Below are 14,496 nucleotides of genomic sequence, written 5' to 3'. Positions count from 1 at the left end.
GGTTCATTGCTGTTAAATACGCGCCCGCTGACAAATGCGGTCGATGATCGACCCGCACCTCAGCGGAGCGTTTTCATTACCGAGTGTTCTCAACAATGTTGAAAGTTGCACACCTGTCCATTGGCCTTGTGGCCTTGCTCATCGCTGCCGTCAGCAGCCTGACCGCCCCACATCTCGTCGCGCTGCCTTTCGAATCGGCCAGCCTTGCCCTGATGGGCCTGCTGAATCTGCAGTTCACCCAGACCCTCCCGTCCAATCGCACGAAACCAGCCACCAGCCACCTGATCGCATCGCTGTCGTTGATCGCAGCCGCCGTGCTTCAGTCTGTGGCGCTGCTGGCATTCGATGACGTATCCAGCCTGATCGCCTGCTATGCCGCGCTGCTTCTGGCCGCCGCGGCCGTCGCACTGTCCATCTTCATGCCCAAGCCAGCTGCCGTTGCAGCGGCACCTCGCACACGTCGCAAGCCCGCCGCAGCCACCACGACACACGCGCGCGAGACCGGCACGGTCAAGTGGTTCAATACCTCGAAGGGCTTCGGCTTCATTTCTCGCGACTCGGGCGACGACGTGTTCGTCCACTTCCGAGCGATTCGCGGCGAGGGCCATCGAGTATTGAACGAAGGCCAACGCGTGGAGTTTTCCGTCACTGCGCGCGAGAAGGGCTTGCAGGCCGAAGACGTCATCGAGATCGATTGATCAATAGTGCGGCGGGGGCGCTTGTTCGTCCGCTGCCGCGATCTGTCCGGACAGGTCCTCCTGCCGCTTGGCCAGCATGAGCAACTGGCGCTCCAGCCGCTCGATGACCTGCTGCTGAGCGACGATGACATCGTTCAACGCCTGAAGCGTGTCCTCCTGAAAGGCGAGCCGGATTTCCAGCGCCTCGAAGCGTGCGTCGTCGCTCATGTCCATGCCACGCACGATCCCAGCACCACCCTGAGGCGTTCCTTGATCGCCTCGACCTGAGCCTGGTCATAGGGCACAGCCGGCGGCCGTCCCCAGACCGGATCGGGCCATACGGCATCCTCCCGGCGTCGCGCGACCACATGAACGTGCAACTGACTCACCACGTTGCCCAGCGTTGCGACATTCATCTTGTGCGCCCCAAAAGCGTCCTTGACGCCCTCGGACAGCTGCACGGTTTCGTTCCAGAGCGCCTCGCGATCGGGCGCATCCAACTGGAACACTTCGCTGATTTCCTCACGGCGCGGCACCAAAATGAACCACGGATAGCGCGCATCGTTCATCAACAGCAGGCGGGACAGAGGCAGATCGCCCATTGCATGGGTATCCCCGGCAAGGCGGGCATCGAGCTCGAACATGGCGTCAACTCACGAATCAGAACGCCGCAAGGATAACCCAGCGCTCTCGCGATATCAGCGCCAGCGGCTACCCTTGGATGATGCGTACCTCGCAACCTCTGGCCGTGCATGAAACTTGCTTGGGACCTGCGACCCCGCTTGGAACCGGGAAGCCGATGATGCCGAGCGGATTTCGCTGACAGAACGGACAAATCTGGTGGAAAGCCCTGGAAAAAAGCGGTTTATTGTTGACGCCGGGCCCTGGGGTGGCGTGTAAAATCCCGCCCGAGAATAAAAAACGCGTTCTTTCAGCGAAAGCTCGCAACTATTTCAAAACCGATGGAGCAACCTCGATGCAAGTGATGAAGTGGAGTGTCATCGCCCTGGCCGTAGCGGCCGGCACAACTCAGATGGCCGTCGCAAGCCAGCAGTCCGAGTCCAATGGATTCGTCGACGACAGCAAGCTGAACATCCTTACCCGCAGCCTTTACATGAACCGCGATTTCCGCGGCGATGCAGGCCAAAGCTATCGCGAAGCTTGGGGCCTGGGTTTTATTGGTACCTATGAATCTGGTTTTACCCAGGGCACTGTTGGGGTCGGCGTTGACGCCATTGGATTGCTTGGCGTGAAGCTAGACAGTGGCCGCGGGCGAGCCGGCAATGGCTTGTTCCCTAGGGACAGCGAGGGCCGACCTCAGGATGATTACTCCGAAGCCGGCGCAGCGATCAAGTTCCGGGTTTCCAACAGCGTTTTGAAAGTGGGCGACCAGTTCGTCGCATTGCCTGTGTTCAGCACCGATGACAGCCGTCTGCTTCCGGAAACTGCGGAAGGCGGTTTGATCACTAGTTCCGAAATCGAGAATCTTGAGCTAAACGTCGGTTACTTCACCGGTCTGAATGCCCAAGCTGAAACAAACCACGACAGCGTTGGCCTCGATAGCCTGGCACTGATCGGCGGTACCTATGGCATCTCCGACAACCTGTCGACCTCGCTGTACTACTCCGACGTCGAAGACGCATTCCAGAAGTACTACGGCAATCTGAACTACGCGGTACCACTGGCAGAGTCGCAGTCCCTCGCATTCGACTTCAACATCTATCAGAGCGAGTACGAGCAGGAGTTCACCAACACCGGCAGCGAAGAAGACAACACCATCTGGAGCTTGTCCGGCGCGTACTCCTTCGATGCGCACACCGTGACGCTGGCGTACCAGCAGTCTCACGGCGGCTTCGATGGCCTCGGCTACTACTACGGCGTAGATGGTGGCGGCACCGTTTGGCTGGCCAACTCCGTTCAGTATTCGGACTTCAACGGTGAAGACGAAAAGTCCTGGCAGGTCCGTTACGACCTGAACATGGCCAGTTACGGCGTGCCGGGTCTTAGCTTCATGACTCGCTACCTGACTGGCTACGACATTTCCACGCCGACCGGTGAAGGCGAAGAGCGCGAGTGGGACGTCGAAGCCAAGTACGTGGTTCAGGAAGGCCCTGCCAAGGACCTCTCCCTGCGCCTGCGTCATGCCAAGTACTGGTCTGACTCTGACTACGAGCCGATCAACGGCAACGACCTGACCGACGTCCGCCTGATCGTTCAGTACCCACTGAGCATCATGTAATACGGTTCGGCGATTCAAAGAAGCCCGGCCAAGTGCCGGGCTTCTTTTTTCACGCGACAGCCCGGCCGTCCCGTGCCTGTACGTCCTATTGGCTGCGCCGTACAATGCCCGACCTCCCCGCCAGCAAGCACGACATAACGGCCGACCATGCGCACCAGTCAGTACCTGCTCTCGACGCTGAAAGAAACCCCCTCCGATGCAGTAGTCATCAGCCACCAACTGCTCCTGCGGGCCGGCATGATCCGCAAGCTCGCCTCGGGGCTGTATACCTGGTTGCCGATGGGCCTGCGGGTGCTGCGCAAGGCCGAAGCCATCGTGCGTGACGAGATGAATGCAGCCGGCGCACTCGAAGTGCTGATGCCGGCGATCCAGCCTGCCGAGCTATGGCAGGAGTCCGGCCGCTGGGTGCAGTACGGTCCTGAACTGTTGCGCCTGAAGGACCGGCACGATCGCGAATTTTGCGTAGGGCCGACTCACGAGGAAGTCATCACCGATCTCTGCCGCAACGAGTTGAACAGCTACAAGCAGTTGCCGATCAACTTCTACCAGATCCAGACCAAGTTCCGGGACGAGATTCGCCCCCGGTTCGGCCTGATGCGCGGTCGCGAATTCATCATGAAGGATGCCTACTCCTTCCACCTGGACCAGGCATCGCTGCAGGAAACCTATGACCGGATGCACCAGGCCTACTGCAACATCTTCACGCGCCTGGGCCTCGATTTTCGTCCCGTACAGGCGGACACCGGATCAATAGGCGGCACCGGCTCCCATGAATTTCACGTGCTGGCCGACTCCGGCGAAGACAATATCGCATTCAGCGATAGCTCCGACTACGCCGCCAATATCGAGAAGGCCGAAGCGATCCCGCGGGAAACCGAACGAGCGCCCGCGCGCGAAGCGCTCCGCCAGACCGCCACGCCAGATGCGAAAACCATCGCCGAGCTGGTCGAACGTTATGGCGTTCCCATCGAGCGCACCGTCAAGACGCTGGTCGTGCACGGCGCCGAAGAAGGCACCCTCGTTGCCCTGCTTGTCCGCGGCGACCACGAACTGAACGAAATCAAGGCGGCCAACCTGGAGCAGGTGGCCAGCCCGCTGAGCTTCGCATCGGAAGCCGAGATCCGCGCCGCCATCGGCGCCGGGCCTGGATCGCTGGGCCCACTCAATCTGCCGATCCCCTGCATCGTCGATCGCTCGGTCGCGCTGATGAGCGACTTCAGCGCCGGCGCCAACGTCGACGGGCAGCACTATTTCGGGCTCAACTGGGAGCGCGACCTTCCCCTGCCGGCCGTCGCCGACCTGCGCAACGTAGTCGCAGGCGATCCGAGCCCGGATGGCCAGGGCACGCTGCACATCAAGCGCGGCATCGAGGTCGGTCATATCTTCCAGTTGGGCACCAAGTACAGCGAAGCCATGAACTGCAGCGTTCTCGGGGAAGGCGGCAAGCCGGTCACGCTGGTGATGGGCTGCTACGGCATCGGCGTCTCCCGCGTAGTCGCCGCGGCAATCGAGCAGAATCACGACGAGCGCGGCATCCTCTGGCCCGACGCGCTGGCACCCTTCCAGGTAGCGATCGTGCCGATGAAGTACGAGCACGAGGAAGTGCGACGCGCTGCCGACCAGCTGTATGCCGAGCTCAGCGCTGCCGGGTACGAAGTCCTGCTCGATGATCGCGACAAAAAGACCAGCCCGGGCGTCAAGTTCGCCGACATGGAGTTGATCGGCATTCCGCACCGCATCGTGGTCAGCGAACGAGGCCTGGCCGAAGGTCAGGTCGAATACCGGCATCGGCGCGCCGACTCGGCGAGCGCTGTCGCGCTCACCGACGTCGCTGCACTGATCGCTCGCCGCAACAGCCACTGATCGATGCCATGCCACGACCCCATCTGCGTCTTGTAACCACCGCCTGCGCAGCCCTGATCCTGGTCAGCGGCTGTGCGAACCACTTGCCCCAGCGCAGTGAGCAGGAAGCCCGCGCCGAGCGGAAACTGGTCGAACACAGCCTTCGCATCGAAGCGGGCGAGCCGGCGGTGATGGAGCTCCCGCAGCGCCGCGTGCGCATTATCGACCAGAAGACATTCGAAGTGACCGATTACGAAGTCACCCGTCGATACGATCGCTACACCCCTTACCAGCCGTGGCGAGAGCTGTATGAAATTCCGCTCGGCGCCGTTGCGGTTGTGGCGGGCATCGGTGCCAACGTCCTGAATGTCGCGCTACTGGGCAGCCTGCCGGAGCGCGCCACGCGGGATTGGATCAGTTACGGCTTCGCAGGGCTCAATCCCTTTCTGAACGTCGAGTCCAATGGCCGCTCGGAGCAGAATCTGGCCAACCTGGATGAACAGCGCCATGACGTCAGGCTCGAGTACACCAGCCTTCCCTGGGCCGAGCGGCCGGTAACCGTCATGGCAGGCGGCGAAACCTACGAGATGACCACCGACCGCAACGGTGTGCTTCGCCTGAATCTGCTCGACGGCCCGTTCAGCGAGCAGAATGCCGAGCAGATCGGCAAGCTGACGCTCTCGGTCATCGACCCCCAGGACGCCACGACGGCGCAGACCGCCCTGCTGGTCAGCCGCGAGCTGCGCAGCAAGCTCGACGAGGCGCACGACCTGGTGTTCGAAGACCTGGAAGACGACGATGTCGATCAGTGGGTCTTCCGGGTCGAGCGACTGTCGCAGCTGGGCTTCGAAGCGGAAGCCAGCGAGCTGGAGCAAAGCCTCATCGAACTGACGCGCAACGACCCGGAGCTTCAGCAGGAATTCCTGAACAAGCTGATGCAAAAGGCCGGTCGCCTGGCAGCCGATTCCGGGGCGAACGACGACTGAGTCATGCGTGCACTGCCGCTTGCCGTTCTCTTGCTTGCGTTATCGACCGCTCCGGCCTGGGCATCGCTACGTCAGGCGCCAGAACCTGAACTGCGCGACCTGCTGACCCGAACGGTCGCGCAGGCCGACAGCTTCGAGGATCGCTTCGACGCCGAGGTCTGGCTTCTGGACATGTCGACGCGCCTGGCGCGGTTCATCGAGGATCCGGAGCAACGCCTGACACTGCTGCGCCAGGTCCATCGCGAGGCCAGCCTGGCCGGCCTTCGCCCCGATCTCGTCATCGCGCTCATCCATGCTGAAAGCCACTTCGATCGCTTCGCGCTGTCGAGCGTGGGCGCGCAAGGCCTCATGCAAGTCATGCCGTTTTGGAAGAGCGAACTCGGCCGTCCGCAGGACAACCTGACGGACAACGCCACCAACCTGCGATACGGCTGCACCATCCTCAGCTATTACCTGAAGAAGGAGCGCGGCGACATCAACCGCGCCCTCGCGCGCTACAACGGCAGCCTCGGCAAGCACCATTACCCGGCCAAGGTCATCGGCTTCTGGCAGGACTACTGGTACGTGAAGCCGTAGCGACCGGTCACTCGAGCGCCGCCAGGCGTGCCCGGATGCCCGCCTCGGTCTGTTCGCCAACCAGCGTCTCTCGGACCTTGCCGGCGCCGTCTATCAGGTAGGTCACCGGCAACACCGCGCTACGCTCGATGCCGAGCTGCGGGGCCGGGTCCTGTTGCAAGACGCTGAAATCGATATCCATGGCCTCGACAGCGGTTGCGAGGTCCTGACCTGTTAACCCGTCGAAGTTGACCCCCAGGACGAGCACATCATCCGCGCTTGCCGCCAGCGCGTTCAGCTCCGGTATTTCCGTACGGCACGGCCCGCACCACTCCGCCCAATAGTTCAGGACCTTCCACCGTCCCTGCAGCGTCTCACTCGCAATCGGCTCGCCGCGATGGTCGAGCCCCCAGTCCGGCTGGCCACAGCCGGCAAGCGCCGCCAGAACCAGCGTGGCCATAACCTTGCCAAGGCGGATATGCATGTGTGTCCTCGCTTAGAACCCAATGGTCGCGGCCTGGTGGTGATCGGCCCGGATCACCGCGGCAGTGCGCCAGACCTGATCCGCGAGCCGCGTGGGGTCGAGTATGGCACGCGCAGACTGGCAATCTAGAGACCTGTGGATACCATTCCGCGCCGGGCGGCCGAGCAAGGTACCGCAGGAGATACCCAGCGTCAGCGGGTACGAATCTCACCCCGAGCCAGGCTTGCGGCGTCGTTGCCGAGAGGGTCCTTCGCGCTCAGGTCGGCCCCCTTTTCACGCAAGGCCTGCAGAAGCATCTGGCGCTGAAACAGTGCGGCATACATCGCGGGCGTTTGCCCGGCCTTGTTGCGCTGGTTGGGGTCGCATGCAGTTGCCAGCAAGCGCTTGGCGATGCGCAGCTCGCCCTTGAAGATCGCCCCCATGAGGGCGGTATTGCCGCGCTTGTCTTCTGCGCAGGCATCGGCACCCGCGGCGAGCAGGCGCTCCACCGTGTCGGCGCGACCGTTGTAGGCGGCCAGGATCAAGGCGGTGTAGCCCTTGTCGTCGGTGGTGTTCAGGTCGTAGCCCGCGCGTATGAACTCGTCGAGAACCTCGTTATCGCCAAAGCGCGCGGCATTGAAGAAATAGACACGTAACTGGCGCTGGACCTGCTCGGACTCGGCGGCAGGGACGGAATCCCGCGCCGATTCGGCGAGCGCATGCCCGCTACCGAGCAGCAGCGCCAGTAGAAAGAGGCGTTTCATGATCGGCTCCTGAAGAAAGCGACCCAGGCAAGCCCGGGTCGGTGGGCCGTCGTGCGTGGCGACGGCCCGGTGCTATCAGTCCTGCAACTCGGCAGCCAGTGCCTTGACCCGCTTCAGATCGCCGTTGGCAACCTTGGTCAGACCTTCGCCGTACGCCGTGTCGGCTTTGTAGAAGAACGACAACAGATGGTGGCGCGCCTCGTCGTCGGTCTTCGCCAGTTCGCCACCCAGGGTGTTGATCAGGTCCTTCTGTTCCTTGGAGGTGAAGGAGCGGAACAGCTCGCCGGTCTGCTTGAAATCTTGCGTGCGGTAGATGGGTGCCTGCTGCGTGGTCCCTGAAAGGGTCAACTGGCTGTATACACCGCGGGCGTCTTCCTCGCGATTCATGCGACGGCTCGGCTGATAGTTCACGCTGGTCGTGGTGTGGCCGCCGTTGAGCTGACCGTCCTGGTTGCCGTTGCTGACCGGAACCTTGGGCCGATTGATCGGCAGGCTCATATGGTTGGCGCCGATGCGGTACATCTGGGTATCGGCGTACGCAAACAGACGCCCCTGCAACAGGCGGTCTTCAGACGGCTCGATGCCGGGCACCAGGTTGGACGGCGCCATGGCGACCTGCTCGGTCTCCTGGAAGACGTTGTCCGGGTTACGGTTCAGTACCATGGTGCCAATTTTCTGCGCAGGGACGAGCGACTCGGGCCAGATCTTGGTCGCATCCAGCGGATCGAACTCGAACTTCGCCAGGTCTTGCGGTTCGACCACCTGCAGATACAGGTCCCACTTGGGGTAGTCGCCCTTATCGATGGCGGTGATCAGGTCGCGCGTCATGTGGCTGTAATCACGACCCTGCATGAGCTGAACCTCTTTCGGACCGAGGTTCTTGATGCCTTGCTGCGATTTCCAGCTGAACTTGACGTAATGCACCTGGCCTTCGTCATTGATGAGCTTGTAGGCGTGCACGCTGCTGCCATCCATGAACCGGTAGCCGACGGGCGTGCCGTAGTTGGAGTACAGCATCGTCAGGGTACGGATCGATTCCGGATGGTGGGACAGGAAATCCATCCGGCGACTATCGTCATCCAGGTTGGTGCGCGGGTCCGTCTTGAACGCGTGAACCATGTCCGGGAATTTGATGGCGTCGCGGATGAAGAAGGTCGGGAAGTTGTTGCCGACCAGATCCCAGTTGCCATCGGCCGTATAGAACTTGGTGGCGAAGCCGCGCGGGTCGCGAAGGGTTTCCGGCGAATGGCTGTTGTTGGTCACGGCCGAGAAGCGCACGAAGACCGGCGTGGTAGCGCCCTTCTTGAACACCTTGGCGATGGTCAGATCGGAGATATCGGCGGTCGAAGTGAACTCGCCATGCGCACCGGTACCCCGCGCATGCACGACACGCTCCGGCACGCGTTCACGATCGAAGCGCTGCAATTTCTGCAGCAACTGGGCGTCCTGCAGCAGGGTCGGGCCATTGGGTCCGGCCGTCTGCGAGTTCTGGTTGTTGCCCACCGCCGCACCGTTGTCGCGGGTCAGCGGGGTTGCATGGACTGAAAGCGATAGCAGGCTGGCACAAAGCACGCTCAACAACGTGCGGGCAGGCAAGGCGCCTGTCACGAAGCGATTCATCTAGTCGTCCTCATCTCGTTTTTGGTTGCGTCCGGAAACGCGAGAGGAGAGTAGAAGCGGGTATCGCCCTGCCTAAATTGAATAAGCGAAGCGGCGCGATAGAGAGTTTCTGGTTGTCGGCCACGTAAGTGCGGTTCACGCACGCGAGGTGGGTTGGCATCGCTGTAGGCCGCGCTTTTAGAATCACGGCGATTGGCACAGACGCGGCAATAGCGAACGCGAGTACCGGCTGGCTTGCGCCATGAGAAGGATCAGCTAGTCAGCCGTACCGGCCTTCAACCAGTCCGCCAGACTTCCGCCAAACAGGCTGGCCTGTTCTTGTCCGAGCAGCTCGAGCGAGCGACGGAACGTGGGGTACCAGGGCTCTTCCAAATGCTCGGGAAGCTGGTCGAGCCGGGTCAAGGGCCAGGGATTGTTTCGCAGCAGCTGGTCCAGACTGTATTCGCCGAGGTCGCGGCAGAGCACCCAGCCGTTGCTGGTTCGACAGACGAGCTTCTCGCGTTCCAGAAATTCTAGGATTTCGTCCCATTCGTCCTCCGGCAGGCTCCAGCCAGCCTGGTGAACGTGCCGCAGCCGAATCTCCCGTCCTGCCCGCTGGTTCTCATAGAGGATGCGCAGCACGATCAGCACCACAATGAGCCGGGGCAACCGGCGACTGCGCCAATGCTGAGACGACGACAGCCCACAGACCAGTTCAGCCCCGAAAAGCACGATGAGCCAGGAGAGATAGATCCACAACAGGAACAACGGCACGGTGGCGAAGGCACCGTAGATCAGCTGGTAGCTCGGAAAATACGAGACATACAGGCCGAACGCCTGCCTCGCCGCCTCGAGCAGAACGGCGGTGAAGCTGCCACCGGCCAGCGCATGGCGCAGCGGCACCCGGGTGTTGGGCACTGCGGCATAAATGAGCGTGAAGGCGGCGATGCTCAGCAGCAGCGGCATCACCTTCAACACCATGCCCACTCCCAGCAGCGCATGCGGGCCGGAAATCAGCGACAACGAGGTGATGTAGGTGCTGACGGCGAAACCCGCGCCTAGCAACAGCGGCCCCAGGCTCAGGATCGCCCAGTACAGCAGGAAGCTCGACATGCCGCGACGCGGCTGGCGCACCCGCCAGATCAGGTTGAACGCCTTCTCGATGGTCAGCAGCATCATGAATGCCGTGACGATCAGGAAGCCCACGCCAATCCAGGTCAGTTGGCGCGCCTGGGAGATGAATGCGGTGAGGTACTCCTGGATGGTCGCGCCGGTCGAAGGAATGAAGTTGCGGAAGATATAGGCCTGGATCTGTTCGCCAACGCCCTGGAAGGCCGGTATGGCGGCCAGCATCGCGAAGGTTACCGTCATCATCGGGACGACCGCGAACAGCGTCGTGTAGGTCAGTGCCGCCGCGCTGTGCGGGCCCTGGTCGGCGAGGAATCGGCGCATCAGAAACAGGCAGAAATCCAGAAACTTCCCGACACGTTCAGGCATGCCCTCTCCTTGTCCGATTGATGGGCAGGCCACCTGCCCCGAGCCGTACCGCCCAGCCGAAACCGGACGATGCTGGCTCACTGGACCACAGGCGGCCGGCACGGTTCTGGGCCGAGCCGGCCGCGGGGTAGAATAGCCGACCTTCCGACTGGAGACCGAACATGACCGAGCTGCTGCTCTACCACAACCCCCGCTGTTCCAAATCGCGCGGGGCGCTGGATTTGCTGGAGACGCAGGGGCACACCCCGCATGTGGTGCGCTACCTGGAGACACCGCCGACGGTCGAGGAACTGCGTGAACTCGTCGGCAAGCTCGGCATTGCGCCGCGCGGCCTGCTGAGAACGGGCGAGCCGGAGTACGCCAGCCTTGGGCTGGCCAACCCATCCCTCTCCGACGAGGAGCTGCTAGCCGCCATGGCCACGCATCCTAAACTCATCGAGCGCCCGATCCTCGTCGTCGGGGACAACGCCGTCATCGGCCGACCGCCTGAGCGGGTGCTGGAGCTGCTGCGATGAGTGCGCCGTATATCCTGGTGCTGTATTACAGCCGTCACGGCGCGACGGCCGACATGGCGCGACATATCGCACGCGGCATCGAGCAGGGCGGGCTGGAAGCACGGTTAAGGACGGTGCCTGCCGTGTCGGCAGATTGCGAGGCCGTCGCACCGGCCATCCCCGAACAGGGCGCCCCCTATGCCACGCTGGACGACCTACGCCATTGCGCCGGCCTGGCGCTCGGCAGTCCCACCCGCTTCGGCAACATGGCGGCGCCGCTCAAGTACTTTCTCGACGGCACGAGCAGCCTCTGGCTGACCGGCGAGCTGGTCGGCAAGCCGGCCGCGGTCTTCACCTCCACCGCCAGCCTGCATGGCGGCCAGGAGAGTACGCTGCTGTCGATGCTCCTGCCCTTGCTTCATCACGGGATGCTGGTGCTGGGCCTGCCGTACAGCGAGAGTGCACTGCTGGAAACCAAGGGCGGCGGCACGCCCTACGGTGCAAGCCACCATGCCGGTGCCGACGGCAAGCGGCCGCTCGACGAGCATGAGATTGCACTCTGCCGCGCCCTGGGCAAGCGGCTTGCCGACACAACGCGCCAACTCGAGGTCAGCCGTGGCTAGAAAACCCAAACCCCTGCCCTCCACCGACTGGCTGGCACCGCGCGTGAAAGCCAGCCGCGCTATCAGTCTTTTCTGCTTCCTGCTGCTGGCCGTGATCGTGATCGGCTGGAACCTGATCGCCGACCTGCATGGCGCGCGCACCTGGGTGGTGCTGAGCATTCAACTCGTACCCCTCCTGCTGGTGGCGCCCGGCATCCTTTCCGGCAGCCCGCGCGCGCACGCCTGGACGTGCTTTATCGTCAATCTCTACTTCATCCAGGGCGTACTGGCTGCCATCGATCCGTCACGGACGGCATATGGCTGGGCGCAGTCCATCGTGTCATTCGTGCTGTTCTGCGCAGCCTTGATGTACACCCGCTGGGGCTACCAGTATCAGCGCCGTCTCGCCGGGGAAGCCTGACAGCTACCAGCCGAGGGTTTCCTTGAGAAAGGGAATGGTGAGCTTGCGCTGCGCCTGAAGCGAGGCGTGGTCAAGCTCGTCGAGCAGTCCGAACAGCGCGCTCATGCTGCGCGCACCCCGGGTCAGGATGAAACGCCCGACGTCGTCGGACAGGTTGAGGCCACGCCGGGACGCGCGCAGTTGCAAGGCGCGCAGCTTGTCCTCTTCGGACAGCTCCTTCAGCTGGAACACCAGCGCCAGCGTCAGACGCGATTGCAGGTCGGCGAGCTGGATCGGCAGCTCTCGCGGCGCGCAGCGGGCCGCCAGCAGCAAGCGCCTGCCGCTGTCGCGCAGGCGATTGAACAGATGGAACAAGGCCTCTTCCCAGTGCGGCTCGCCGGCCACCGTGTCGAGGTCATCGAGACACACCAGATCGCTGCCTTCCAGGTCATCCAGCAGCTGCGTGCCATGCGCGGCCAGCTCGCCGAGCGGCAGATAGATCGCCCGCAGCCCGCGCTCCTCGATTCGCAAACAGGCCGCTTGCAGCAGATGGCTGCGCCCGACCCCGGCCTTGCCCCACAGGTAGATGAGCTGATCGGCCCAGGCCGCATCCGGCTCGCAAAGCCGCTCGACATAACCAAGGGCCGCCGCGTTGGCGCCGGGATAGAAATTGGCGAAGGTGGCGTCATCCCTCATCCGCACGCCCAACGGCAACTGCACCGGATTCATGGTTCCTGCTCCGGCAACGCGGGTCGCTCTGCCTGGTAGAGGTCCGACAGGCGATAAAGCTCATGCGCATGGCGAAGCAAGACCATGATCACCGCGGCGACCGGCAAGGCGAGCAGCACGCCGGTCAGGCCGAACAGCTGCCCACCGGCCAGCACCGCGAAAATGACCGCAACCGGATGCAGACCGATGCGATCGCCGACCAGCCAAGGGGTCAGCAGCATGCCCTCGAGCAGTTGTCCGAGCGTGAACACGGCCGCGACGCCAAACAGTGCGTAGAGATCCAGCCCGAACTGGAACAGCGCAGCCACCGCCGCCGCCCCGATTCCGACGATGAACCCCATGTAGGGAACGATGCTCGCAAGGCCCGCGATCAGGCCGATCAGCAAACCCAGCTCCAGCCTGAGCAACGACAGGCCCGCGGCGTAGATCACGGCAAGCGCCAGCATCACCAGCAGTTGCCCGCGCAGAAACGCGCCGATGACCTCATGGCATTCGCCCAGCAGGCCGACCACCCTCGCTTCGCGCCGACGCGGGAGCAAATTGCGCAGCCGCGTCATGATCAGGTCCCAGTCACGCAGCAGATAGAAGCAAACCACCGGAACCAGCAGGGCATTGCCCAGCCACGCGAGCAAGGCAAGCCCGGACGCCGTTGCCCGGGCCAGCACCACGCCCAGCAGATCCGTGGTGCCGCCCAGGTTATCCGTCACGGCCGCTTTCAAGCGGTCGAAGCGCCAGAAATCGGGTTCCAGCCCGAGCTGCACCTGAGCCCAGGGCAGCAAGCCGTGTTGCAGCCAGTCGAGCGCCAACGGCGCCAGTTGGTACAGCCTTACCAGCTGCCGACCCAGCATGGGCACCAGCACCAGCAGGCACAGCAAGCAGAGCATTGCGAACAGCGCGAACACGGCCACGACGCCGAGGGTCCGCGGCATGCCCCAGCGCTCGAAGCGGTCGACCAGCGGATCGCCCAGGTAGGCCAGCAGGATGCCCACCAGGAATGGCGACAAGATCGGATTGAGCAGGTAGATCAGCCAGCCGGCGATCAACGCGGCGACGATCCAGGGCCAGCGGGAGGCGATGGTCACGGGCATGCCTTGAAACTCCTGTAAGCGAGGGTCCACCTAAGCACATAGTGCAACCCGCTGATGGCCGTCATGACGGCCACGACCGTGATCAGAACGAGGTGCAGCGCCGCCGGCAGAACGCCGAAGGCCGCGTCGGCCATCACGCCCGCGACGAGTGCCAGCTGCAGCAGGGTCGACAGCTTACCGAATATGCTTGGCCGCATCTCCAGCGAACCGGTCACGAGGCGATAGCACGCCGCGCCGAGAACGATGACGACGTCACGCAACAGCACCAGGGTGGCTAGCCAGGCCGGTATCCAGCCGCCCACCGTCAGGCACAGGTAGATCACGATCAGCAACGCCTTGTCCGCGAGCGGATCGAGTACCGCGCCCAGCGAACTGCCCCAGCCGAACCGCCGAGCCAGGAATCCATCGAGCGCATCGCTGAGGCCAGCGATCACGAACAACCCGAGGGCCGGCTGGTAGGCTCCGTCGATGACCAGCCAGGCGATGGGCACGACCAGCAACAGACGGACGCCGGTCAGCAGGTTGGGTAGATGGCGCATAAGGTCTGGCAGGGGCGAACAG

At 63.1% G+C, this 14,496-nt stretch carries 17 protein-coding genes; 8 read left to right on the top strand and 9 right to left on the bottom strand.

The features are described from left to right. Positions 1–95 precede the first annotated feature (95 nt). Entirely contained in the window at positions 96–698 is a 603-nt protein-coding gene (locus D7325_RS19345) for a cold-shock protein (RefSeq protein ID WP_120993441.1), read from the top strand. Here the strand turns inward: D7325_RS19345 and D7325_RS01675 are convergent, their stop codons facing one another. Next, positions 699–911: a SlyX family protein gene (locus tag D7325_RS01675; RefSeq protein WP_177431768.1), complete on the bottom strand. Its 213-nt coding sequence runs from the start codon at positions 909–911 to the stop codon at positions 699–701. Further along, positions 902–1,321, bottom strand: coding sequence for an HIT domain-containing protein (locus D7325_RS01670; RefSeq protein WP_120993439.1), 420 nt, complete (start codon positions 1,319–1,321; stop codon positions 902–904). Before D7325_RS01670 ends, D7325_RS01675 begins: the two co-directional genes overlap by 10 nt. A 332-nt stretch (positions 1,322–1,653) precedes the next feature. On the opposite strand from D7325_RS01670, the gene D7325_RS01665 reads away from it, so the two are divergent. From D7325_RS01665 to D7325_RS01650, 4 genes are all read left to right on the top strand, one after another. Next, the gene (locus tag D7325_RS01665) at positions 1,654–2,916 is read left to right on the top strand and encodes an OprD family porin (RefSeq protein ID WP_120993437.1); all 1,263 of its coding nucleotides are present in this window, start codon (positions 1,654–1,656) and stop codon (positions 2,914–2,916) included. 147 nt (positions 2,917–3,063) lie between these two features. Continuing rightward, complete coding sequence (locus D7325_RS01660; protein WP_120993436.1) at positions 3,064–4,779, top strand: proline--tRNA ligase; 1,716 nt, start codon at positions 3,064–3,066, stop codon at positions 4,777–4,779. 8 nt (positions 4,780–4,787) lie between these two features. Further along, positions 4,788–5,744, top strand: a complete 957-nt coding sequence (locus D7325_RS01655; protein WP_120993434.1) for a hypothetical protein — start codon at positions 4,788–4,790, stop codon at positions 5,742–5,744. Positions 5,745–5,747: 3 nt separating this feature from the next. Further along, positions 5,748–6,320 (top strand): transglycosylase SLT domain-containing protein, encoded by a 573-nt coding sequence (locus tag D7325_RS01650; protein ID WP_120993432.1) that lies wholly within the window; start codon positions 5,748–5,750, stop codon positions 6,318–6,320. 7 nt (positions 6,321–6,327) lie between these two features. Here the strand turns inward: D7325_RS01650 and D7325_RS01645 are convergent, their stop codons facing one another. The 4 genes from D7325_RS01645 to D7325_RS01630 form a co-directional block, all read right to left on the bottom strand. Continuing rightward, positions 6,328–6,783, bottom strand: a complete 456-nt coding sequence (locus D7325_RS01645; protein WP_120993430.1) for a TlpA family protein disulfide reductase — start codon at positions 6,781–6,783, stop codon at positions 6,328–6,330. A gap of 191 nt (positions 6,784–6,974) precedes the next feature. After that, complete coding sequence (locus tag D7325_RS01640) at positions 6,975–7,526, bottom strand: ankyrin repeat domain-containing protein (protein ID WP_120993428.1); 552 nt, start codon at positions 7,524–7,526, stop codon at positions 6,975–6,977. A 75-nt stretch (positions 7,527–7,601) separates the two neighbouring features. Next, the gene (locus D7325_RS01635; protein ID WP_120993426.1) at positions 7,602–9,146 is read right to left on the bottom strand and encodes a catalase; all 1,545 of its coding nucleotides are present in this window, start codon (positions 9,144–9,146) and stop codon (positions 7,602–7,604) included. Between the two features lie 255 nt (positions 9,147–9,401). Further along, positions 9,402–10,622 carry a virulence factor BrkB family protein gene (locus tag D7325_RS01630; protein WP_120993424.1) on the bottom strand — a complete coding sequence of 407 codons (1,221 nt, stop codon included), beginning with the start codon at positions 10,620–10,622 and terminating at the stop codon, positions 9,402–9,404. A gap of 161 nt (positions 10,623–10,783) precedes the next feature. Between D7325_RS01630 and arsC the strand changes: the two genes are divergently transcribed. From arsC to D7325_RS01615, 3 genes are read left to right on the top strand one after another with little or no spacing between them, the layout of a single operon-like run. Further along, positions 10,784–11,137, top strand: a complete 354-nt coding sequence (gene arsC / locus D7325_RS01625; RefSeq protein WP_120993422.1) for an arsenate reductase (glutaredoxin) — start codon at positions 10,784–10,786, stop codon at positions 11,135–11,137. After that, a complete protein-coding gene (wrbA, locus tag D7325_RS01620; protein WP_120993420.1) occupies positions 11,134–11,739 on the top strand; it encodes an NAD(P)H:quinone oxidoreductase in 606 nt (201 codons plus the stop codon). The genes arsC and wrbA overlap by 4 nt, the downstream gene beginning before the upstream one ends. Then, the gene (locus D7325_RS01615) at positions 11,732–12,139 is read left to right on the top strand and encodes a DUF2069 domain-containing protein (protein ID WP_120993418.1); all 408 of its coding nucleotides are present in this window, start codon (positions 11,732–11,734) and stop codon (positions 12,137–12,139) included. Before wrbA ends, D7325_RS01615 begins: the two co-directional genes overlap by 8 nt. A gap of 3 nt (positions 12,140–12,142) precedes the next feature. On the opposite strand, the gene hda is transcribed toward D7325_RS01615, so the two are convergent. From hda to D7325_RS01600, 3 genes are read right to left on the bottom strand one after another with little or no spacing between them, the layout of a single operon-like run. Further along, on the bottom strand, positions 12,143–12,847 hold the full coding sequence (gene hda / locus D7325_RS01610; protein ID WP_120993416.1) for a DnaA regulatory inactivator Hda: 705 nt from the start codon (positions 12,845–12,847) through the stop codon (positions 12,143–12,145). Next, positions 12,844–13,935 (bottom strand): AI-2E family transporter, encoded by a 1,092-nt coding sequence (locus tag D7325_RS01605; RefSeq protein ID WP_120993414.1) that lies wholly within the window; start codon positions 13,933–13,935, stop codon positions 12,844–12,846. Before D7325_RS01605 ends, hda begins: the two co-directional genes overlap by 4 nt. Beyond that, positions 13,926–14,474: a CDP-alcohol phosphatidyltransferase family protein gene (locus D7325_RS01600; protein WP_120993412.1), complete on the bottom strand. Its 549-nt coding sequence runs from the start codon at positions 14,472–14,474 to the stop codon at positions 13,926–13,928. Before D7325_RS01600 ends, D7325_RS01605 begins: the two co-directional genes overlap by 10 nt. Positions 14,475–14,496: the final 22 nt, after the last annotated feature.

It is taken from the genome of Stutzerimonas urumqiensis, from assembly GCF_003640395.1.
GTDB classification, from domain to species: Bacteria; Pseudomonadota; Gammaproteobacteria; order Pseudomonadales; family Pseudomonadaceae; genus Stutzerimonas; species Stutzerimonas urumqiensis.
This window is presented reverse-complemented; position numbering and strand designations above follow the sequence as displayed.

What these genes read in the sequence shown, in the direction of transcription:
- D7325_RS19345 (WP_120993441.1), top strand. Translation starts at nt 96, where the DNA reads ATGTTGAAAGTTGCACACCTGTCCATTGGCCTTGTGGCCTTGCTCATC.
- D7325_RS01675 (WP_177431768.1), bottom strand. Translation starts at nt 911, where the DNA reads ATGGACATGAGCGACGACGCACGCTTCGAGGCGCTGGAAATCCGGCTC.
- D7325_RS01670 (WP_120993439.1), bottom strand. Translation starts at nt 1,321, where the DNA reads ATGTTCGAGCTCGATGCCCGCCTTGCCGGGGATACCCATGCAATGGGC.
- D7325_RS01665 (WP_120993437.1), top strand. Translation starts at nt 1,654, where the DNA reads ATGCAAGTGATGAAGTGGAGTGTCATCGCCCTGGCCGTAGCGGCCGGC.
- D7325_RS01660 (WP_120993436.1), top strand. Translation starts at nt 3,064, where the DNA reads ATGCGCACCAGTCAGTACCTGCTCTCGACGCTGAAAGAAACCCCCTCC.
- D7325_RS01655 (WP_120993434.1), top strand. Translation starts at nt 4,788, where the DNA reads ATGCCACGACCCCATCTGCGTCTTGTAACCACCGCCTGCGCAGCCCTG.
- D7325_RS01650 (WP_120993432.1), top strand. Translation starts at nt 5,748, where the DNA reads ATGCGTGCACTGCCGCTTGCCGTTCTCTTGCTTGCGTTATCGACCGCT.
- D7325_RS01645 (WP_120993430.1), bottom strand. Translation starts at nt 6,783, where the DNA reads ATGCATATCCGCCTTGGCAAGGTTATGGCCACGCTGGTTCTGGCGGCG.
- D7325_RS01640 (WP_120993428.1), bottom strand. Translation starts at nt 7,526, where the DNA reads ATGAAACGCCTCTTTCTACTGGCGCTGCTGCTCGGTAGCGGGCATGCG.
- D7325_RS01635 (WP_120993426.1), bottom strand. Translation starts at nt 9,146, where the DNA reads ATGAATCGCTTCGTGACAGGCGCCTTGCCTGCCCGCACGTTGTTGAGC.
- D7325_RS01630 (WP_120993424.1), bottom strand. Translation starts at nt 10,622, where the DNA reads ATGCCTGAACGTGTCGGGAAGTTTCTGGATTTCTGCCTGTTTCTGATG.
- arsC (WP_120993422.1), top strand. Translation starts at nt 10,784, where the DNA reads ATGACCGAGCTGCTGCTCTACCACAACCCCCGCTGTTCCAAATCGCGC.
- wrbA (WP_120993420.1), top strand. Translation starts at nt 11,134, where the DNA reads ATGAGTGCGCCGTATATCCTGGTGCTGTATTACAGCCGTCACGGCGCG.
- hda (WP_120993416.1), bottom strand. Translation starts at nt 12,847, where the DNA reads ATGAATCCGGTGCAGTTGCCGTTGGGCGTGCGGATGAGGGATGACGCC.
- D7325_RS01605 (WP_120993414.1), bottom strand. Translation starts at nt 13,935, where the DNA reads ATGCCCGTGACCATCGCCTCCCGCTGGCCCTGGATCGTCGCCGCGTTG.
- D7325_RS01600 (WP_120993412.1), bottom strand. Translation starts at nt 14,474, where the DNA reads ATGCGCCATCTACCCAACCTGCTGACCGGCGTCCGTCTGTTGCTGGTC.